19 protein-coding genes and 1 tRNA gene are annotated in these 20,286 nt (G+C 38.7%); 4 read left to right on the top strand and 16 right to left on the bottom strand.

What is annotated here, in order from left to right; genetic code table 11:
* Positions 1–51: 51 nt before the first annotated feature.
* Together DEU40_RS07070 and DEU40_RS07065 are read left to right on the top strand one after the other, a co-directional pair.
* Positions 52–819 (top strand): MBL fold metallo-hydrolase, encoded by a 768-nt coding sequence (locus DEU40_RS07070; RefSeq protein WP_110009320.1) that lies wholly within the window; start codon positions 52–54, stop codon positions 817–819.
* A gap of 92 nt (positions 820–911) precedes the next feature.
* Positions 912–991 (top strand) — tRNA-Leu (locus DEU40_RS07065).
* 82 nt (positions 992–1,073) lie between these two features.
* Here the strand turns inward: DEU40_RS07065 and DEU40_RS07060 are convergent.
* The 13 genes from DEU40_RS07060 to DEU40_RS07000 all read right to left on the bottom strand — a co-directional run bounded on the left by DEU40_RS07060 (position 1,074) and on the right by DEU40_RS07000 (position 12,552).
* On the bottom strand, positions 1,074–1,757 hold the full coding sequence (locus DEU40_RS07060) for a hypothetical protein (RefSeq protein ID WP_110009189.1): 684 nt from the start codon (positions 1,755–1,757) through the stop codon (positions 1,074–1,076).
* 453 nt (positions 1,758–2,210) lie between these two features.
* On the bottom strand, positions 2,211–3,788 hold the full coding sequence (locus DEU40_RS07055) for a Na+/H+ antiporter (RefSeq protein ID WP_110009188.1): 1,578 nt from the start codon (positions 3,786–3,788) through the stop codon (positions 2,211–2,213).
* 80 nt (positions 3,789–3,868) lie between these two features.
* On the bottom strand, positions 3,869–4,405 hold the full coding sequence (locus DEU40_RS07050; RefSeq protein WP_110009187.1) for a dihydrofolate reductase family protein: 537 nt from the start codon (positions 4,403–4,405) through the stop codon (positions 3,869–3,871).
* Positions 4,406–4,476: 71 nt separating this feature from the next.
* The gene (locus DEU40_RS07045) at positions 4,477–5,211 is read right to left on the bottom strand and encodes a helix-turn-helix transcriptional regulator (protein WP_110009186.1); all 735 of its coding nucleotides are present in this window, start codon (positions 5,209–5,211) and stop codon (positions 4,477–4,479) included.
* 272 nt (positions 5,212–5,483) lie between these two features.
* On the bottom strand, positions 5,484–6,803 hold the full coding sequence (locus DEU40_RS07040; protein WP_110009185.1) for an aspartate kinase: 1,320 nt from the start codon (positions 6,801–6,803) through the stop codon (positions 5,484–5,486).
* 222 nt (positions 6,804–7,025) lie between these two features.
* Complete coding sequence (locus DEU40_RS07035) at positions 7,026–7,721, bottom strand: VIT family protein (protein ID WP_110009184.1); 696 nt, start codon at positions 7,719–7,721, stop codon at positions 7,026–7,028.
* Positions 7,722–7,827: 106 nt separating this feature from the next.
* Positions 7,828–8,196, bottom strand: coding sequence for a hypothetical protein (locus DEU40_RS07030; RefSeq protein ID WP_110009183.1), 369 nt, complete (start codon positions 8,194–8,196; stop codon positions 7,828–7,830).
* A gap of 55 nt (positions 8,197–8,251) precedes the next feature.
* Complete coding sequence (locus DEU40_RS07025) at positions 8,252–8,575, bottom strand: low affinity iron permease family protein (RefSeq protein WP_110009182.1); 324 nt, start codon at positions 8,573–8,575, stop codon at positions 8,252–8,254.
* Positions 8,576–8,770: 195 nt separating this feature from the next.
* Positions 8,771–9,178, bottom strand: a complete 408-nt coding sequence (locus tag DEU40_RS07020) for a cytochrome C (RefSeq protein WP_110009181.1) — start codon at positions 9,176–9,178, stop codon at positions 8,771–8,773.
* On the bottom strand, positions 9,175–9,456 hold the full coding sequence (locus tag DEU40_RS07015) for a hypothetical protein (RefSeq protein ID WP_228406460.1): 282 nt from the start codon (positions 9,454–9,456) through the stop codon (positions 9,175–9,177). Before DEU40_RS07015 ends, DEU40_RS07020 begins: the two co-directional genes overlap by 4 nt.
* Before the next feature lie 2 nt (positions 9,457–9,458).
* Positions 9,459–10,448, bottom strand: coding sequence for a cbb3-type cytochrome c oxidase subunit II (locus DEU40_RS07010; protein WP_110009179.1), 990 nt, complete (start codon positions 10,446–10,448; stop codon positions 9,459–9,461).
* 11 nt (positions 10,449–10,459) lie between these two features.
* On the bottom strand, positions 10,460–12,211 hold the full coding sequence (locus DEU40_RS07005) for a cbb3-type cytochrome c oxidase subunit I (protein ID WP_110009178.1): 1,752 nt from the start codon (positions 12,209–12,211) through the stop codon (positions 10,460–10,462).
* Positions 12,212–12,336: 125 nt separating this feature from the next.
* Positions 12,337–12,552, bottom strand: a complete 216-nt coding sequence (locus tag DEU40_RS07000) for a hypothetical protein (protein WP_110009177.1) — start codon at positions 12,550–12,552, stop codon at positions 12,337–12,339.
* Between the two features lie 131 nt (positions 12,553–12,683).
* On the opposite strand from DEU40_RS07000, the gene lgt reads away from it, so the two are divergent.
* On the top strand, positions 12,684–13,520 hold the full coding sequence (gene lgt, locus DEU40_RS06995) for a prolipoprotein diacylglyceryl transferase (RefSeq protein WP_110009176.1): 837 nt from the start codon (positions 12,684–12,686) through the stop codon (positions 13,518–13,520).
* A gap of 79 nt (positions 13,521–13,599) precedes the next feature.
* Here the strand turns inward: lgt and DEU40_RS06990 are convergent, their stop codons facing one another.
* Entirely contained in the window at positions 13,600–14,355 is a 756-nt protein-coding gene (locus DEU40_RS06990) for an SDR family oxidoreductase (RefSeq protein WP_110009175.1), read from the bottom strand.
* Between the two features lie 684 nt (positions 14,356–15,039).
* Between DEU40_RS06990 and DEU40_RS06985 the strand changes: the two genes are divergently transcribed.
* Positions 15,040–15,468, top strand: coding sequence for a cold shock domain-containing protein (locus tag DEU40_RS06985; protein WP_002981005.1), 429 nt, complete (start codon positions 15,040–15,042; stop codon positions 15,466–15,468).
* A 249-nt stretch (positions 15,469–15,717) separates the two neighbouring features.
* On the opposite strand, the gene DEU40_RS06980 is transcribed toward DEU40_RS06985, so the two are convergent.
* Together DEU40_RS06980 and DEU40_RS06975 are read right to left on the bottom strand one after the other, a co-directional pair.
* Entirely contained in the window at positions 15,718–17,169 is a 1,452-nt protein-coding gene (locus DEU40_RS06980; protein ID WP_110009174.1) for a TolC family protein, read from the bottom strand.
* Positions 17,150–20,272, bottom strand: a complete 3,123-nt coding sequence (locus DEU40_RS06975; RefSeq protein ID WP_110009173.1) for an efflux RND transporter permease subunit — start codon at positions 20,270–20,272, stop codon at positions 17,150–17,152. The genes DEU40_RS06980 and DEU40_RS06975 overlap by 20 nt, the downstream gene beginning before the upstream one ends.
* Positions 20,273–20,286 lie beyond the last annotated feature (14 nt).

Raw genomic sequence — 20,286 nt, 5'->3', positions numbered from 1 at the left:
GACATGAAATTTTTTGTAAATTTACCAAAATTAAACCAACCTCAAAACAAAATGAAGTTGAAATTTTTAGGAACCGGTACTTCTCAAGGTGTACCCGTTATAGGCTGTACATGTGAAGTGTGTACTTCAGAAAATCCCAAAGACAAACGTTTACGTTCTTCCGTGATGGTTACCACGGACGAAAATAAAAAAATACTGATCGACTGCGGACCGGATTTCAGGCAGCAAATGCTTACCAACCATGAACATACTGTAGACATTGCTCTGATTACCCATGAACATAATGACCACGTGATCGGGCTGGATGATATGCGGCCCCTGATATTTAAAAGTGGAAAAGATGTTCCGTTGTACTGCTATTCAAGGGTGGCTCATGAGATAAAAAACAGATTTCCTTATGCTTTTGCGGATGTAAGATATCCCAGCGCACCCGCTTTTGAGCTACACGAAATAGAAAATAAGCCTTTTGAGGTATTGGACATAGAAATCACTCCTGTGGAGGTGATTCACTATAAAATTACCGTTTTCGGATATAAGTTTAAAAAACTGGCTTACATTACGGATGCCGGGTTTATTTCTGAAACGGAAAAGCAAAAACTCAGGAATCTGGATGTCCTGATCTTAAACTGTATCAGAAAATTTGATCCCCATCCTGCCCATTTTATCCTTCCGGATGTGATTAAATTATTTGAAGAGCTAAAACCTAAAAAATTATTTTTAACCCACATCAGCCATCATCTGGGACTGCATGACATTGAAGATAAGGAGCTTCCGGCCGGAATACACCTTGCCTACGATGGTTTGGAACTTAATTTTTAAAAAAATTCTTCAAAAAGCTTTTGAACATTGAAAAAAGTTCCTATATTTGCACACCAATTTGAAACAAACATCACGTTTGAACTCAACATCAAGCCCAGGTGGCGGAATTGGTAGACGCGCTGGTCTCAAACACCAGTTCTTAGGAGTACCGGTTCGATCCCGGTCCTGGGTACAAAAAGCCTCTGAAATCATTTGATTTTCAGAGGTTTTTGATTTAAAAATTATACTCATTGAAATGTTCCTCACTCAATACCTTAAGTACCATAATATACAATAGTAACTGATCCCTGAACCATTCTAAAAACTCTGCTATAAGCTGCTGTAACTTTAACAACATCTCCAACATTAAAAAACTGTGTTCCTGTCAGGTTATGTCCTATATCTACTGTTCCATCTACATGCCCCGAAAGATTATATGAAAACATAGAGCCGTTTTTAGAGAGGCTTGTTGTAGCAGATCCTCCTGAGGGGGAGTTCATGGAAATGTCATATTTTACAAATACTGAAAAATTATAATATCCTGCTTTATTTATGGTAAAAGAGCCATTATTATAGGTTAAATTGGCTGCATTATTTTTATTAAGCGTAAAAGTTACTGTATAAGTGAAACCTCCTGCTTGATTAGCAGATGCATTAGCAAAACCTATTGTAGAAATAGAAGGAATATTCAGGTTGCTTCCATCTACCAGAAAACCGTTAGCATCCGTACCTAATACCCCGATATTTTTGTATTTTTCAAACCGTACTCCTCCATCATCTTGCACGCGTAACAATTCTTTATTAGTACTGTCATTAACCTCCAGGGCTTTGGTTGCGCTGGTAGTCCCTTTACTGAGAATATCAAGCGCTGCACTAGGAGAAGAGGTATTAACCCCGGTTTGTGAATATGCCTTAACAAAAACAAATAGAATGGCTAATAATAAAATTTTTTTTTTCATAAAATCGGATTTTAAATAATTCCGGTCAAAAGTACGTCCAAACCAGTCTTCAGTTCAAAATCACAAGTACATCAAAAATACATCATCATAATAACAGGTTGAAAATCAAAAGAGAAAAAATATAAAAAAGAAAAAAAATTCTACATATCCGATCTAAAGCTTAATGTTAACAACGATTCCACCTCACAAAAATGCACCCCCGTTATAAGAAGCTTTTACCTACTTTTGAATTATCTAACCTTTATTTTCAGTATAATCTGATTATTTTGAAATTGCCGGCAGAAAAATTCAGTCTCTAAAAATAACTGATTAAGAAAAACAATGTAGTGTGAGGATCATTTATCTGAACTATGTCTGTGAAAGGAGACTCAATAAAAATTATAAAAAAGAGTCCGTTCCTAACTCGTGAAAACGGATTCTTTATAAACAGAATTAATTGTGACTTAAATACTATCAGCCTTTCATATTCAATCTTTCCTCCTGCAAATCCAATAGTCTCAGATGTTTTCTGATAATATTTTCATCCAGTAACAATTCCTCACGGTTTTTATGGATAAGCCAGCTTCTTTGGGTGTCGAGAATGTCAATATAAATATGTCTGTATTCTTCGTAATTTAAAATAATTTCAGAACTGCTCAACTGATTTTCATATTTCTGTAACTGATCTTTCAACGCCGGAAAACTGTCTATTTTATCAGCATAGTCGCTTCGGATTTTATCAAGCGCTACTTTTGCCAGACTGTTCTGAATGTCATAATCGATCTCTTTTGCACTTCTTACGAAATCACGGTCTACCGGCGGAAATTTTTTAAGTAGAAAAGGAAGCGTAAGTCCTTGCAAAAGCAGCGTTACCAGAATCACAATAAATGTAATAAACAGGATCATATTTCTTTGTGGAAACGGAGATCCATCATCTAAAGTCATAGGAATGGAAAGTGCTGCCGCCAGGGAAACTACTCCCCGCATGCCCGTCCATCCAATAATCAGGGGAGTTTGCCAACCTGGCGACTGTGGATCCGCAACGGTAATAAAATTTCTCATAATTAAGGTAGTAACCAGTGCTCCATATCCTGCTAAAATCCTGACAATAATCAAGACTATCGTCACTGCAATTCCATAGCCAATCGCTGTATAAATATCTGTGTCGCCTAAGCCTGAAACAATTTCCGGCAAATCTAACCCGATAAGCATAAAAACAATTCCGTTTAACAGAAAGCAAAGACTTTCCCAAACTGTTACCGTACGTATCCGCGACGCACTGCTGAGAAAATCATGGCTCCGATAGGAAAGAAACAGCCCTCCGGTTACCACTGCCAGGACTCCTGATGCATGCAGTTGTTCCGCAGCCAGATACATAGAAAAAGGAGCAATAAAAGTCAGCAGAATATCTATATTTGAATCGGTAGGTAACATCTTATGTATTTTCAGAAAGATATATGCAATTGCAAGCCCGATTCCCACACCTCCGAAGCACATCCATACAAAACTTCCGGCTGCTTCATGCCACACAAACTGTCCGGTTGCAGCAGCAATCATAGCAAACCTGAAAATAATCAGAGAAGAAGCATCATTCAGCAAACTTTCCCCTTCCAGAATGGAAGAAAGCCTTTTCGGAACCTTTACAAATTTCAGAATTGCTCCGGCACTCACGGCATCAGGTGGAGAAACAATCCCACCCAATAGAAAACCAAGAGCCAGAGAAAACCCGGGAATAAAATAATTGGCAAAAGCTGCAACGGACAATGCAGTAAAGAAAACAACTACAAAAGCAAAGCTGAAAATAATCCTGCGCCATCTCCAAAGTTCTTTCCATGAGGTTGACCACGCAGCTTCGTATAGCAAAGGAGGTAAAAAGATGATAAATAGTAATTCAGGTTCTATTTTAACGGGCGGCACTCCGGGAATAAAACTGATGACGAGTCCGGCCAATACCAGCAAAACCGGATATGCTACTTTAATCTTATTAGCCAGCATGATCAGCATCGTAATTAAGAAAACGAGGAACAGATAAAATTCAAAGTCTTTAAGCATAGGAAAAATTTAGACACTTAAATATATATTAAATTTTTAAAAACCATACCCATTTTACTTATCGCAGTTTTATCGGAAAACTATTCTTTTTTTCTATTATAATGCAGCTGTATCAAGCCGGTTTCAAATGTTTTTGAAGTAATATATTCAAGTGCCTGCTCGGGGCGGTCATCTTTAAAAAGCTTTGTTCCGCCGCCTAATAACACCGGGATCACAGAAATAATAAATTCATCTATCAGATCATGCTTCAATAACTCATTGATTACTTCAGCACCACCATCACAATATATATTCTTTCCTTCCCCGGATTTTAAATGGTTAACCAATTCTGTTATATCTCCTGTGTAGAAAGTCGTTCTGCCCTCTTTCGGCCTTGTTGTTCCTGTGATTACGTAAACATCCCGCTGGCCGTTGTCATAATGAGATGGGCCAATTTCTTTCATCACATAATCATAGGTTTTCCTACCTACAATTACAGTGTCAATTCCGGCAGTAAAGTCCGCATAGCCGTAATCCTCACCTTCTTTTTCAACGATTTTCAGAAAGCTCAGGTCGTCATTGGGCTGGGCTATATAGCCATCTAAGCTCATAGCAATAAAAAGTGATAGTTTTCGCATTGATTTTAGTTTTAATATAGCAGCAAATTTATTTCTACACAACGATCTGCACTTTGTAAAAATGCGACAAATTAAAGCAATGAAGGTGCAAGTCCCGTATTTCGTTTGATTTCATTGGTAAGATGCGAATGATCATAATAGCCGCATTCAAACGCAATTTCCAATAAGCTCCGGTTTTGATCTGAACTTTTAATCAAACTCATAGCATACTGAAACCGGATAATATTTGAATATTCCCTGGGTGATAATCCGATGAGTTTTTTAAAATTCCGTTCCAGCTGTCTTACAGTAGTACAATGTATTTTGGCCAGCTCGTTAATACTTACTTTTCCGTTTGTTGAATGTATATGATTAAGAACTTCCTGCAGCCGGATATTTTTGTTTTTTAGTCTATCGGAAAAAAACTGGTCAAAATAATGGAAAGGGTTGTCTAATGTTTTCTCAACATTAAACGACTTGCCCTTTTCAAATTCAACAGTAGTATTTGTCAATTCATTTTGTGAGGCATAGCTGTAAAAATTTGAAAAAGTGGCAGGTTTCAGGCACACGCCTGCTAAATGGGTTTCGCTGTCAATAAAACTATCCTTGAAAGAATTCATGGCCCCGACCACATAAGTCTTTCCTGATTCCATTGAGAAAAGGCCATTATCGGTTAAACATTTATTTCCCAAATTTATCAGTATACCTGCGCAGCCATCCGGGAAAACCCTTTCCCATTGTTTTTCTATCAGATTTTCTTTCAATTCCCAATAGAAATGAATAAAAGGTTCTAATTCTTTACAAGGTTTTATTTTTTTGTACTGCATGGCTTATACTATTCGCTCTTTAGGTTATCTGTAAGTATTAGTTAATATTTTTAATAGTATATAATTAAATATACAAAAATATCCCTTTGCAGATGATTCTAAGCCCAATCTTATTCTCCGTTACGGTTTATGTCTTTCATGTCATGGTGACTTCATTTCATAATAAATCCCAGCCTGTAGCCTGGGATTCATTGCTTAAAAACATTCACATGAAATAACCATGGGATGTAGTCTGGGTTATTTCAATTATTTAAATCATACTTACTTAATTCTTAAAACAATCTGTTATGAAGGGATCTCAAGGCTTCTATCTTATACGCAGATGAAACAAGCAGTGAAATATTATTTTCACTTCCTCCGTAAGAAATCATTCTGATCGGAATATGTTTTACCGCCTCGGAAACAATCGTAGCATATCCGTTGTTGTTTTTTCTGAAATCACCTACGATACAAACGATAGACTGTTCGTTATCAATCTCAACGGCTGAGAAAGATTCCAGTTCTTTCACAATTTCAGAAAGATAATCGGTTTGGTCTATGGTAAGTGAAACAGCTACTTCAGAAGTAGTAATCATATCAATAGGGGTTTTATAGCGTTCGAAAACTTCAAAAACCTTTCTTAAAAATCCGTAAGCCATCAACATTCGGGAAGACTGAATACGGATTGCCGTAATATTATCTTTTGCTGCTATAGCCACAATCTGATTTTGATTGGTAGCTTCTCCGGAGATCAAAGTTCCGGATGCACTTAAATTCATCGTATCCAGCAATCTTACGGGAACATTATATTTTCTTGCCGGAAAAACACTTTGCGGATGAAGAATTTTAGCTCCAAAATAGGATAATTCGGCAGCTTCGTCAAAGCTAAGTCTGGCAATAGATTTTGTATTTTGAACATATCTCGGATCATTATTATGGAATCCGTCAATATCTGTCCAGATCTGGATTTCTTCAACCTGCAGTGCTGCCCCTAGTAATGAAGCGGTATAATCTGAACCTCCTCTTTGTAAATTATCAATTTCACCCTCAGCATTTCTGCAGATGTACCCCTGGGTGATAAATAAGGTTTCCTCCGGGAATTCTGCAATTTTACGCTCTGCATGTTCTCTGATGTAATCGATATTCGGTTCTTTATCTTCATCAATCAGCATGAAATCAAGCGCTGACAATAATACTGACGGAACTTCAATTTCTTTTAAATGTAAATGGAAAAGCGTTGTTGAAATAATTTCTCCCTGAGCCAGAATAACACGCTCTGCACTGGAGTTAAAGTTTTTATTTTTAAACTGATAAAACAGATCAAATATTTTGTCAATGAATAGTAATGCTTCTGAAATACCTTCTTCAGTTTTAAATAGCTCATTGACAAATTTTTTGTATTTGTCGTACAGTACATCAATATGTTGGTAAGCGGCTTCAATATCTTTGTTCTCATACAGCTCCGATAATTTTACCAAATCGTTTGTAGTTCCGGAAACAGCTGATAAAACAACAAGGTGTTTATCTGCTGCCTGAGATCTGATGATCGGTAATAACTGTTCGATTCTCTCCGGACTTCCTACTGAAGTTCCTCCAAATTTTAATACTTTCATAATAGATATAAATTGTTAAATATTTTCCAAAAAAAAAGAGCTTGTCGTGATGACAAGCTCCTGATATATTTTAGTTTCTAACCAAAGGAAAATGACTCACGACGTTCGACGTAAGTTCTGTTTCTTTGCTTTTTTAAGGTTAGATAAGTTCATTTTCTTTTTTTGCTCGGCAAATATACGGATTTTTATTAATCTCACAACAAAAATCATTTTATCTGACATTTATGCCACATTAACTCCGAAAATATGCCCTACCAATGCTGTAATTCCCATCGCAACGGTTCCCCAGAAACAGATTCTTAGTACCGCTATCTTAATGCTGGAGCCTCCTGCTCTTGCAGAAATTGCACCCAAAAGCATTAAAAAGATGATTGAAAAGCCATATTGAAAATACACCATTTGTTTGAGTGGTGCCAAAAGAGAAACGGTAAAAGGCAATAAAGCTCCCACAGCAAATGAACCAAATGAAGCCATTGCTGCCAGCAAAGGTTTGGCCTGTGTTATTTCATTAATTCCGAGTTCGTCACGGGCATGTGCTCCAAGCGCATCGTGTTCTGTAAGTTCGATAGCTACCTGCATTGCCGTTTCCTGGGTACAGCCTCTTTTTTCATACACTTTGGCCAGTTCTCTAAGCTCTATTTCCGGCATTTCCTCAAGTTCACGCTTTTCACGGAGCAAATCTGCTTTTTCTGTATCTTCCTGGGAGCTTACAGAAACATACTCACCGGCAGCCATAGACATTGCCCCGGCAATCATACCTGCTAATGCGGCAAGGATAATGATATGACGTTCCGGTTCTGCAGCCGCAACCCCAATGACAATACTTGTGGTGGATAACAATCCGTCATTGGCTCCCAATACAGCTGCCCTAAGCCAGCCTACCCTGTTTACATAATGTTTTTCCAGCTGATGATGCATAACTTTTCTTTTTGGTGGCAGGCTAAAGTTACCCAATATTTCGTCAAGAATCAATTTAAATTACCACATTTCATGATTGGTAAAGGCTTAATAGTTTATCTGATGATCAGGGATTTATTTTTGATACCACTTTCAGTATAAAAATCCAGTAAACTATAAATAGTATTTCAAGAATACAATCTATCATATAAGTCCATTTGATCACATTGTTCAGATAATAATAAAGGTCAATCCCTGCCAGCCCGGCACAACAGAGCATGATGGCGAGAATAACCAAAGGGCTCTGCTTTATTTTTACTACATATACAATAAGAAGGATATAAGGAAAAAGCAGTAAGCTGACCGTTTTTACCAGCCATATATCCGTCTTGGGACCCGTAATTTCCAAAAAGCTTTCAAGGTGTACAAATGGCCATATTATGGTAAGCAGAAAATAAATCATTTGAACATAGGCCAGTGTCTGATATTTTTTCATGAGGCATGATTTATGAAGTCCATTTTCATGAGATATTATATACCTCTATGATCATCTATTTATATCTATGGTAAGCCATGTGCTGATTTTCCGGCCTGTCGTTATCAGGAATATTTTTTTCTCTGCGCTGTTTTTCCAGGTCGTCATAAAATTTATAAAGCTGTTTCAGTTCATCTTCTGTAAGATGTTGTATTTCTTTTATTTTATGGGAGTCTTTGCTTGCTGCCATCAATTCATCAAGCCTTTCCTGAAGTACTTTTATCTCTTTATTCTGTACATTCCGGATAAAAAATACGGTAAGCCCTGCAATACCTAAAAAAGCAGTTCCTTTAACATACACCGGCCAGTCCTGCCATCTGTCTAAAATATCTTTAATCATAACTATTATTTTTAAAATTACTTATGTCAAAACAAGTCATACAGATTGCTCCATATGACCGGTTTTCAACATTAATCTCTATAATCTATAAACTAAAACAAGATCTTACGGTTTTCAATTTTAACCGTATTACTTCTTTCCAGCATTTTTATTGTTCTTATCACGGTTTCTACACAAAGCCCCGGTAAGACTACATTACTGAATATTGTAACTTGTTATTTCATAATAAATTGCCCATGCTGCAAACACGATGACAATGATCCATATCCAGAAAGGAATGGTTTGCGGTGTTTCACTCCCATTGATCAGAAAACTTTTCTGATTTCCTTTATCATAAGCATTGATCATTAAAGAAAGCGTACCGTCCACCACATCTTTATTTTTAAGGCCTTCTATCCGTATTGCCGGGCCATTGGCTACGGTAAACTGTATTCTCCTGATCCCTTCTTTTCCTGATGGTGAATGGCTTATGATTTTAAGGGTATGGTCACCATCTGTGAGCTTTTGGGTATCCAGATCAAAAACAATGGGAGTATCCAGTTCTGCAATGGGAGCCGGATCATCATCAATAAATAAAAAAACTTTGCTTTTATCTTTAGTCATGATCTTGAATTTTCACCTGAAAAAACGGAGTATTTGATATGGGATTTATCTTTTTCACCAGGTCTGAACAGATATTTGGCAGAAAGTATAAAAGCCAGTACAGTTATCAATACGACAAATCCTACGATAAACCAGTCCCAGTTACTTTCCGGACCTGTTCCGTGGGTAAAGTTTCTTGTCACCTCGGGCTGCTGGAGTTTACAGGCATCACAGGCAGATACATAGGTTGTAAACATTATTCCAGACAGTATGATTATATTTTTAAAAAAATCTCTCATTGTCATTTTATTTTATCCATTATGGTTTTCACTTCTTCAGCGGTTACCTTTTTAGCATTATTTCCCCAGCTTGTCCGCTCATGATTCATAATTGCAGCCACATCTTCAGGTGTAAAATTAGCGTTGATACCCACCGGCGGCATCGTTGCAAACTCCGGTCTCGGGTCATAGCCTTTCATGATGATGGTGACATATAATTCAAGATCTCCTCCTGCAACAACAGGACTTCCTTTCAATGGCGGAAATGCACCGGGAACCCCTTCTCCGTTCGCCTGATGACAACTGGCACAGTTTGCTGTAAAAAGTGCTTCTCCATCCGGTAAACCGGCATTGCCTCCCTGGGCAGCTTCTTCTTTTTTCTGTTTATAGAGAAAAGCCGGAACAATAGATTTGTCTGTATAATCTGTTTGTTTCAGGGACTTCAGATAGGCAACAAGCAACAGGGCTTCCGGGCCCGCTACAATTTTTTTATATCTGGGACGGAATTTTTCAGGAACTTTCACCTCAACATCTCCTGGCTGAAGATAATCCCTCTCTATAAAAAGCCAGGGATAGGCAGGCATTACTGATTCTTCAACTGCTGCTCTCGGCTGATAGAGATGAATCAGATGCCATTCTGCACTGGGCTGTCTTTCACCGATACTGGTAAGGTCTGGCCCTGTCCTCTGGGTTCCCATCAGATTGGCTGTATTTCTCCAGAAATCTGTACGGGTATTGATGGCAAAATCTGCAGGTATGCTTGGTCTTTTCCCAAAAACATTATCCATTTCTACATTTCTTACCTGCTGGGTATGGCAGGCAATACAGCCGTTATCTATATAGACTCTTTTACCAGCCTGTTCTTCTTTTGTCAGAATTTTCGACTGTCTTAGCAAAGGTTTATTAATCCTCTGATTATCCAAAGCAGGCAATATGGCAATATAAAGCGTAAGCGAAACAAAAAGTAAAAGTGCAGAGCCAAAAAGGATTCGATGGTCATTTAAAAATATCATGATGCTGATCTTTACGTATTAAACTCTGTATTTCCGTATTGTCTCTTCGCTGCAAGAATTTCTGCAGGCGTTCCGGGAATTCTAACCTGATCTTCTTTTCTTACCATTCTATAGAAATTATAAGCAAAGATCAAATGTGACACCCACATCAATGTTCCTCCGATAGCCCGCCAGAGCCAGAAAGGAGCCATATTGATCACTCCTTCAATAAAAGGTTTTTTCCTGATCCAGAGTTCTCCCGTCTGTGTTCCGCCAATCATTAAAGCAATAACATAAAACAGCAATCCAATCAGTGCAAACCAGAAATGAATTCCCACTAAAAGTTTCGGAGGTTCTTTTCCTGTAAGCCGCGGAACCAGCGTATAAAAAAATCCCCAGAGCATAAATGTGATAATCCCGTACATGGTAAGATGTGAATGCGCTACGGTGAAGTCCGTAAAATGCCAGAGAAGATTGGTATACCTGAACGCTTCCACTGTTCCCTGGAATGATCCTGTAAAATAAAATATGATAGACATAAAATAAAACGGAAGCGTATAGCTTGTTCTAAGCTGATACCATGCGCCATTAAATGTCAAAAGGAAGTTGGCTGTACCTGCAGCCACCGGAATCAGCATTCCCGCACTTGCAATGATAGCCGTTGTCTGCAGTCGCCAGGGAATCGCACTGAAAATAAAATGGTGGGTTCCGATCAGGGTATAAAAGAACGTATGGGTCCAGAAAGCCAAAATCCCTAAGCTGTAGGAATAAATAGGCTTATTGAGCTGTTGCGGCAAAAAATAATACATCAATCCCAAATTGATCATCATAAACCACATTCCGATAGCCTGATGCATATAATATCCCTGAATAATGGTCTCTCCTACTCCGTCCTGCCAGATAGGAATGTAAGCAATGACAATCACAATAACAATAAACATTGTTCCTGATACGATATACCAGTTAGACAAATAAATTTCTTTGGTTTTTCTGTGTGCGATAGGTTTAAAGAAATTATGCAGGGAAAGGGCTACACCTATTCCGAAAGTAATCATAATCGGCCAGATATATTCCCGGTATTCACCACCTCCGTTATTTACCCCGGCAAGAACAGATATTGTCCCGGCAAGAACTGCTGCATTAACCAGAATAAGAGAGAGATAGCCTTGTTTTATATTAAATTTTTCCACATTACTTACCCGTGGTATGACATAATGTGCAAACCCCAGCATGGCCAAAGATGCCCAGCCCCAGAATACGGCATTGGTATGTCCCGGCCTGAGCCTCCCATAGCTGAACCAGTTGGTATGCTCTATATCTGGAGCCACAAGCTTTATCCCTGCATACAAGCCGAAAGTTGTTCCCAATACAAGCCAAAAAATAGCGGTCCCCAGGAAATAAAGAATCAGACGGTTCAACTCAGGGGAAATATATTTCTGAAAAGAGGATGTTCTTCTTTTGTCAGGAAATACCCTCAGCTCTTCTACAGAATTGATATTTTGTACAACGCCTTTTGTATCTGCAGGAGGTAAAGTACCAGAAAGCTCATTTTCCGGCAGTCTGAAGCTGAGTTCTTTTTCCCTTTGCTCATATTTGGCTACTTCTTCCGGGGTAAGATTCTCTATTTCTTTTTTGGTCTCGGCAGATTCTTTCCGTCTTAATATTTTAGCATAGATGGATAAAAACTTAAGAACAACGATGACAAGGCCGGCTACAATGACCATTAAAGTAATTAGTAGGGTAATCTGTATCCCGGTTTCTTTAAATAATGAGATATCGGCCATAACAGTATTATTATGGGTTAATGAATCATGCTTTTCTGGTTTATTTTCTTAATAGAATTCTCTACTGATCCTTTTTTAACAGAGATCAGTCCCGTCTTTTAAAACGTCAGTGGCTGTAAATATGATTATTTACTTTTTTTAATAGAATCTACGTCATACGCAGAGCTGTCCACCGTTGGTGTTTGATCTGCCGAATCCGGTGAAATCCGGGCAGAGCCTGAAACAAGGCTGTCAGATGCCATAATGGTATCTGTATTGGTCTGTTGTGTCTGAGGTTCTTTTTTGCTGCAGCTGACGACAAAAAAGCCGGCAAGTACAATGAATGATACAATGAATTTCATACTATTAAATTTTGTGGTGTGTGTAGTATCAAATGTAGACAACATCGCGCTAACGCTTTATGACTCAGATCATAGAACTCCTGAGCAGTACCATTCTCCCCGGAAAATCCTATTTTCTTATCTTTGCAGCAATGAATTTATTATATATCAACTGGGATATTAATCCCGAAATCGTCAATATCTTAGGACTTCCCATAAAATATTACGGATTATTATTCCTTGCGGGACTTGTTTTATCACTTAATATTTTAAAAAGAATTTATAAAAAAGAAGGCCTTAGTTCACAAGCCCATGAGGCTTTATTCTCCTACGCCCTGATCGGGATTCTGGTGGGTGCAAGACTGGGACACTGCCTTTTTTACGATTTTGATTATTATTCACAGCATCCGCTTGAAATATTTTTACCGATTCAGAAAGGGCCGGATGGTGTCTATCATTTTACGGGATTTGCAGGTCTTGCCAGCCATGGCGGCGGTATTGGTCTGGTGATTATGCTTCTTATCTATGCAAGAAAATATTCTATCCCATTCATGACCGTTCTGGATGCCATAGCGATTGTACTTCCGCTGGGTGGTACTTTCATCAGGCTGGCCAATCTTATGAATTCTGAAATTATAGGAATTCCTACTGATGTTCCATGGGCTTTTATCTTCCGTCAGGTTGATGATCTTCCGAGACATCCGGCCCAGCTTTACGAGGCCATCTCTTATTTTATCATTTTCCTTTCTGTTTATTTGATCTACAGGAAGAATATTTTTAAGATCGGAAAAGGGTTTTATTTCGGAATAAGCATTCTGCTGATCTTCATTATGAGAATCCTGATTGAATTTATCAAGGTGGATCAGGTAGAATTCGAACATGGGATGACCTTAAATATGGGACAGCTTCTGAGTATTCCGTTTGTTCTTCTCGGATTATTCTTTATGATCAAAAGTATACTGGAGAAAGGAAAGGTTAAAACTACTTAATTTACTTATTTCTTTACCATAAAAAACTCACTGAAAACAACTTTCAGTGAGTTTCTCTTTTTTAATGGATTTACAAATACTATCTTGTTGTGTATCCGCCGTTGGCAAATATCGTCTGCCCGGTAATCCACCAGCCTTCTGTTACCAGGAATTCTACCAGCGGAGCAATATCTTTAATATCTGTAAGCCCACCCAATGCGGATGCAGACTTATGATAAGCGACCGCATCGTCAGTTTCCTGCCCGTAGAAGAAAGGAGTATCCATCGGACCAGGCGCTACTGCCGTTACAGAGATGCCTCTTGCCCCAAATTCTTTGGAAGCCGCTCTTGTAAAATGCTCTACCGGTGCTTTTGCTCCTGCATATGTAGAATACAATCCGGTGTACGCTGCCAGCAATGAAGTAACAATCGTACAGATTTTTCCGTGATCGTTTAGTTTTTTACCCGCTTCCTGTAAAAAGAAATACGCAGATTTTGAATTGACATTGAACATGGTGTCATATTCAGCTTCCGTCGTTTCGGAAAATGGCTTTTTCAATACCATCCCAACAGTATTGATGGCAATATCCACTCCTCCGAAACGGGAAATAGTTTCATCGAAAAACTTCGTGATATTATCTACTTTGGTAAGGTCTCCCTGAAATAAGAATGCTTCCGCTCCTAATGCCTGTACCTCAGCCAATGTTTTTTCACTTTCAGCTCTTGAGCTTTCGCTGTTGTAATGGATAGCCAGCTTTGCTCCTTTTGAGGCAAAATCTCTGCTTAATAATCCTCCTAAGTTTTTACCTCCTCCGGCAATTAAAACCACTTTTCCCTGTACATTTTGTGTTGACATGTTTTTATATTTAAATGTTAATAAAACAAAGGTCAATAATAAAAATGGCCTCAACATGGTGAAATTTTCGGGAATTTTTATTTATTCATTTAAACCGAATAAAAAATGTTTATTATTTTATGTAAACAATAGTTTTTAATAGAATGCTATTTACCAACCAGATACACTTCGGAACACGTCATTTCAGTTAAACACTCCTATATAATTCCCAAACCAGCCTCCATTTTAGGCATAACATTTGATACCTTCCTCCCGTATCACGCACCACCACTTCATTTTTAATATATTTTTTTATAATCCTCAGACTTCTGAGGATTTTTTTATACTATTATTACAATTTTATGTACTGCTGCATACAGAACACAAGCATCAATTAAAACCATTTCTGATAATCAATCATTTAAAACCTGATTATTCATTTTATTGTTGTATATTTGCATATTAATAAACCAAGTCATTACTTTGTTTTCTGTAACGACCCGAATATTTTTTATTCAGTCTTTGCCTTTTGAGCAGCCATCTTTTTAACTTTTATTCTTCTATTAAAGAACAATACTTGTCGGAATTTTAAAGCTCTGTATGATTGGAAATATCCAAGACAGGAAACATCGGCAGGCTTTATAGGTCTGATGCAGACCAGATTGAACCAATTAATTTATAGAAACTAAATACTAAAAATAATTTATGGCAGATTCTTTTTCTAAAAAGGAAAATTTCAAGAAAAAAATTCAAAAGCAAAAAGAAAAGGCGCTAAGACGCGAAGAACGTAAAACGAACAACAACAAAGGGAAGGACATGGAGGATGTATTCATGTACGTGGATGAATTCGGAAGATTAACATCTACTCCCCCTGAACAAAGACAGGAAGTAAATCTTGATGATATTCAGTTGGGTGCAGCACCTATTATTGAAGAAGATCCAAGAAAAACAGGAATTGTTACTTTCCTGAGCGAAAAAGGATATGGTTTCATTACGGAAGATAATTCCAAAGAAAACATCTTCTTCCACAATAACAACTGTGCAGAGCCGGTGAAAAAAGGAAACAAAGTATCTTTCGAAAAAGAGAAATCTCCTAAAGGATTTTCTGCTGTTGAAATTCAGCTTGTTAAATAATATGTACTAAAAGTGATTTTGTTCTGACAACAGATTCATTTTAAACCATACACAAAGAGACTGCCCGTTAGGACAGTCTCTTTTTTTAGGGACATATAAAAAAAGTTAACTTAACTTATAAAAAGTTAGATTGTAACGCAATATGCCGGAATTATTTCAATGATCATTACGGGAATCCGTAACCTTTGATTACATTATAAAAGAAGCTGCCTGAAAAGACAGCTTCCTTCATCGTAAAAAAAGTAAAAATTAATTCAGTTTCCCTCCCAGTGCTTTAAACAGCAGGACGTTATTTCTGGTATTCTGATGCTGGAACTGCAGTAAATCCAGTTCAGCAGTTAATTTGCTCTTCTGTGAATTGATCAGTTCAAAATAGTTGGCGTATCCTGTAAGGTACAGATCATTGGAAACCTCAACACCACGGTCGAGAAAGCCTACTTCTTCTGATTTCAGTTTCAGAACACGTTCATAGATTTTGGTTTGTTTCAGAATCGACTGAAGTTCATTAAAAGCTGTTGTGATACTTTTCTGATAGTTTAAAAAGGCAATTTCCTGCTCTTTGCTCGCTACCTTAAATTCATATTTCAGCTGCCCTTTATTGAAAACAGGAACCATTAATCCTCCCAACAATTGTCCGGCCAGTGAACTTGGTTTAAACAGGGTTTCAACGGAAAAAGAATTCAGTCCGAAACCGGCCCCCAGATCAATCTTGGGATAAAAAGCAGCTCTTGCAGCCTTTGCATCAGCCTGAGAAGCTTCTAAAACATAATAATTGGCAGCTACATCCGGTCTGGAATGGATCACATTTTCTACATTAATGGTTTTATTTAATACTTCCATATTGGTAGGCATCAGTATTTTACCACGCTTCACCTCTCCGCCATAGCTTCCCGTTAATGTTGTAATCGCCTGCTCTACTGTAACGATTTCCACTTTGATGTGTTCAATCTCTGCCAGCCAGTTGTTATTCTGGGCTTTAAACTGCTGAACTGCCAATTCCGTAGCTTTTCCCACTTCACGCTGGGCCAGAACAATTTCAAAGGCTCTTTGCTGAAGTTTATAGTTTTTCTGATAAATCGCAAGACGGTTATCTAAAGCAACCAGCTGATAATAGAGATTCGCAATATCGGTGAAAAGCTCTACCTGCAATAATCTTAATCCTTCCGTTGAAGCGAGATATTTCTTCTGCGCAGCAATCTTCTTATTTTTCAGCTTTCCCCAGGCATCAATTTCCCAGCTGCTTCTTGCTCCCAGCCAGTAATTAGGAGTAAAATCCCTGTTAATTTTCTGGTCTTCCGTAATATTAGGCGAAAGATTGGTATCATAATTTCCCACACCTTCCATTGTATATTTTCCATAATGATTACCAGAAACCTCTGCTCCCACTTCAAGGGATGGCAGCAGATCCATCTTTGATCTCTGAAGGAAGCTGTTGGCAATTTCCACTCTTTGCCGGGCAATCTGGAAGTCCGGATTTGCCTGAACTACTTTATCAAAAAGCTCAAGCAGCTGCGGATCCGTAAAGTAAGCTTTCAGGTTGATCTGCCGGAACTCATCAGGGTTTTTATTTTGATCTGCTTTAATAATCTCTTCTGGTAATTGCTGAGCCTTTTTCAGCTCCATTACTTTGGGAACAGCACACGAAACAAGGCTCAGTGATGCTATTCCGTACAATATATTTCTATGATTTAATCTTTTCATTTTTCTTCTTATTTTCAAGTTTTGCAAAGAATATATACAGTCCCGGAATCACCACCAGTCCGAAGATGGTTCCAATCAGCATTCCTCCTGCTGCTGCCGTACCAATGGAACGGTTACCAATGGCTCCGGCTCCTGATGCAATACACAAAGGAATAAGCCCTGCTACGAATGCAAAAGAGGTCATCAGAATCGGTCTCAGACGCTGTCTTGCCCCTTCAATAGCTGCAGGAATGATATCAAATCCCTGTTTATTTCTTGCCACGGCAAATTCTACAATCAGAATGGCATTTTTGGCCAGAAGTCCGATCAGCATGACCAATGCCACCTGGGCGTAAATATTATTATCAAGGCCCATTATTACCAAAGCGATATAGGAACCGAAAATACCTGTCGGAAGGCTTAATAATACCGGCATTGGAAGAAGGAAACTTTCATACTGTGCCGCTAATAAAAGGTACACGAATAAAAGACAGATCGCGAAGATATAAACGGTCTGGTTTCCTGATAGGATTTCTTCTCTTGTCATTCCTGACCATTCAATATCGAATCCTCTTGGCAAAGATTCTTTGGCTACACGTTCCACAGCAGCAATGGCATCCCCGGAGCTGTAACCGTCTGCGGGTTCTCCATTGATCATGGCCGACATATACATGTTGTACCTTGTAAGCACTTCAGGACCATATACTCTTTCGATAGTAATGAAAGTGGAAAAAGGAACCATCTCGCCTTTATCATTTTTTAAATATAAATTCAGAATACTTTCAGGTGTATCCCTGTGTTCCGGACTCGCCTGCACCATCACTTTATACATCTGGCTGAAACGGATAAAGTTCGTAGCGTAGTAAGATCCCAGCATCGTCTGCAGCGTAGACATCGCATTGTCTACCGAAACTCCTTTCTTCGCTGCCATATCATAATCCACATTGATCATGTACTGTGGGAAAGTAGCATCAAAACTGGTAAAACTGTTCTGCAGTTCGGGCGCTTCATTGAGTTTTTTAACAAAATCCTTGGTGATCTTATCTGTATTTTCAATCGTTCCTCCGGTTCTGTCCAGCAAACGTAATTCAAAACCACTGGTATTCCCGAATCCGGGAACGGTTGGCGGCGCAAAGATCTCAATCTGGGCATCTGCAATACCTTTTGTTTTATCAGAAAGTTCTGCAATGAGATCATTTACTGAAATACTTCTTTCTTTCCAGTCTTTCAGGTTGATCATTGCCATTCCGTAAGAAGAGCCTGCAATTTCAGTTACGATACTGTACCCTGCAAGCGTGGTCACGTTTTCTACTCCTTTAATTTTCTTGGCAATAACTGTTACTTCATCGAGTACTTTTTCTGTTCTTTCCACTGTAGCGCCCTGCGGAGTGGTAACACTTACATATACCATTCCCTGGTCTTCCATTGGGATAAATCCTGTCGGCAGGAATTTGCTGGTCACAAAAGTAAGTCCGATAAATAAAAACAGCAGTCCGAAAGTTACCGTAGTTCTTGTGGCAAATTTTGATAAAATACCTACATAACCATTCGTCAGTCTTTCAAAACCGGTATTGAAGCTCTGGAAAGCCCTGTCGATGATCGTTTTCTTCTTATTGTGGTCATGAGGTTTTAAAATAATAGCACAAAGTGCCGGAGTAAGTGTCAATGCATTCACCCCAGAAATCACGATACTGATGGCCAGCGTTAATGAAAACTGACGGTAAAATACTCCTACAGGACCATCCAGGAATGCCACGGGAATAAATACGGCAGACATTACGATCGTAATCGCTACTACCGCTCCTGCAATTTCTTTGGTAGCACTGATGGTGGCATCCATCGCATTCATTCCTTCTTCCATTTTCACGTGGACGGCTTCAACGACGACAATGGCATTATCGACGACAATTCCGATGGCCAGAACCAACGCAAAAAGGGTTAAAAGGTTGACAGAAAAATCCAGCATATTCATAAATGCAAAAGTTCCTACCAATGCTACCGGAACAGCCAGTACAGGAATTAATGTTGAACGCCAGTCCTGAAGGAAAATAAATACTACAATTCCTACCAGAATAAAGGCTTCAATAAGGGTTGTTAACACTGCACTGATGGAAGCATCAAGAAATCGGGAAACATCATAAGCCATGTTATATTCCATTCCCGGCGGAAAAGAAGTGACTTTTAATTCTTCCATTTTTGCCTTTACACTTTCAATCACTTCAGATGCGTTGGAACCCGGGCGCTGCTTCATCATAATGGATGCAGAAGGTCTTCCGTCTGTTTTGGAAACCATTCCGTAGTTCATGGCTCCAAACTCCACTTTAGCAATATCTTTAAGCTTTAAAATGGTTCCGTCCACATCAGATCTGATGGGAACTTCTTCATATTGTTTAGGCTCAAAAAACTTTCCTTTGTATTTTATAACATACTGAAGCTGGCTTGAGGTTTTACCAGAGGTTTCCCCTACTTTTCCAGGTGCAGCTGAAATATTCTGTTTTTGCAGGGAAGTGATTACCTCATCTGCAGAAATATTGTACGCTGCCATTTTCTGAGGATCCAGCCATACTCTCATCGAATATTCTTTCTGTCCCATAATTTCAGCACGTCCTACTCCATCAATACGTTTCAATTCCTGAAGGACGTTGATATCCGTAAAGTTATAAATGAACTGTTCATCCTGGCTCGGATCTGTACTTGTGATATTAAGGTACATCAGCATACTGTTCACCTCTTTTTCAGTAGTTACCCCGGCTCTGATTACCTCTTCAGGAAGTTCATCAAGAATAGTGGTTACCCTGTTCTGAACGTTTACTGCTGCCACATCAGGATCTGTTCCTACTTCAAAGAACACCTGAATAAGGGTAAGACCGTCATTGGAGGTTACCGTAGACATATACGTCATCCCCGGAACTCCGTTGATGGCACGCTCCAGAGGAAGAGCCACCGCATTGGCAGACACTTCAGCATTCGCTCCTGTATATTTTGCTGTAACGGTTACTGAAGGCGGTACAATGTCGGGAAACTGGGTGATGGGCATTTTCAGCAATGCCATAATTCCCAGCAATACAAATAATATGGAAATAACCAACGAAAGAACCTTTCGTCTTATAAACATTTCTACCATAGTCGATTGATTTA

The organism is Chryseobacterium sp. AG844, from assembly GCF_003182335.1.
GTDB lineage: Bacteria > Bacteroidota > Bacteroidia > Flavobacteriales > Weeksellaceae > Chryseobacterium > Chryseobacterium cupriresistens.
The sequence above is the reverse complement of the archived record's forward strand: the minus strand, read 5'-3'. Positions and strand labels throughout refer to the sequence as shown.

Coding starts and splice junctions, on each gene's coding strand:
- DEU40_RS07070 (WP_110009320.1), top strand. CDS start 52: ATGAAGTTGAAATTTTTAGGAACCGGTACTTCTCAAGGTGTACCCGTT.
- DEU40_RS07060 (WP_110009189.1), bottom strand. CDS start 1,757: ATGAAAAAAAAAATTTTATTATTAGCCATTCTATTTGTTTTTGTTAAG.
- DEU40_RS07055 (WP_110009188.1), bottom strand. CDS start 3,788: ATGCTTAAAGACTTTGAATTTTATCTGTTCCTCGTTTTCTTAATTACG.
- DEU40_RS07050 (WP_110009187.1), bottom strand. CDS start 4,405: ATGCGAAAACTATCACTTTTTATTGCTATGAGCTTAGATGGCTATATA.
- DEU40_RS07045 (WP_110009186.1), bottom strand. CDS start 5,211: ATGCAGTACAAAAAAATAAAACCTTGTAAAGAATTAGAACCTTTTATT.
- DEU40_RS07040 (WP_110009185.1), bottom strand. CDS start 6,803: ATGAAAGTATTAAAATTTGGAGGAACTTCAGTAGGAAGTCCGGAGAGA.
- DEU40_RS07035 (WP_110009184.1), bottom strand. CDS start 7,721: ATGCATCATCAGCTGGAAAAACATTATGTAAACAGGGTAGGCTGGCTT.
- DEU40_RS07030 (WP_110009183.1), bottom strand. CDS start 8,196: ATGAAAAAATATCAGACACTGGCCTATGTTCAAATGATTTATTTTCTG.
- DEU40_RS07025 (WP_110009182.1), bottom strand. CDS start 8,575: ATGATTAAAGATATTTTAGACAGATGGCAGGACTGGCCGGTGTATGTT.
- DEU40_RS07020 (WP_110009181.1), bottom strand. CDS start 9,178: ATGACTAAAGATAAAAGCAAAGTTTTTTTATTTATTGATGATGATCCG.
- DEU40_RS07015 (WP_228406460.1), bottom strand. CDS start 9,456: ATGAGAGATTTTTTTAAAAATATAATCATACTGTCTGGAATAATGTTT.
- DEU40_RS07010 (WP_110009179.1), bottom strand. CDS start 10,448: ATGATATTTTTAAATGACCATCGAATCCTTTTTGGCTCTGCACTTTTA.
- DEU40_RS07005 (WP_110009178.1), bottom strand. CDS start 12,211: ATGGCCGATATCTCATTATTTAAAGAAACCGGGATACAGATTACCCTA.
- DEU40_RS07000 (WP_110009177.1), bottom strand. CDS start 12,552: ATGAAATTCATTGTATCATTCATTGTACTTGCCGGCTTTTTTGTCGTC.
- lgt (WP_110009176.1), top strand. CDS start 12,684: ATGAATTTATTATATATCAACTGGGATATTAATCCCGAAATCGTCAAT.
- DEU40_RS06990 (WP_110009175.1), bottom strand. CDS start 14,355: ATGTCAACACAAAATGTACAGGGAAAAGTGGTTTTAATTGCCGGAGGA.
- DEU40_RS06985 (WP_002981005.1), top strand. CDS start 15,040: ATGGCAGATTCTTTTTCTAAAAAGGAAAATTTCAAGAAAAAAATTCAA.
- DEU40_RS06980 (WP_110009174.1), bottom strand. CDS start 17,169: ATGAAAAGATTAAATCATAGAAATATATTGTACGGAATAGCATCACTG.
- DEU40_RS06975 (WP_110009173.1), bottom strand. CDS start 20,272: ATGGTAGAAATGTTTATAAGACGAAAGGTTCTTTCGTTGGTTATTTCC.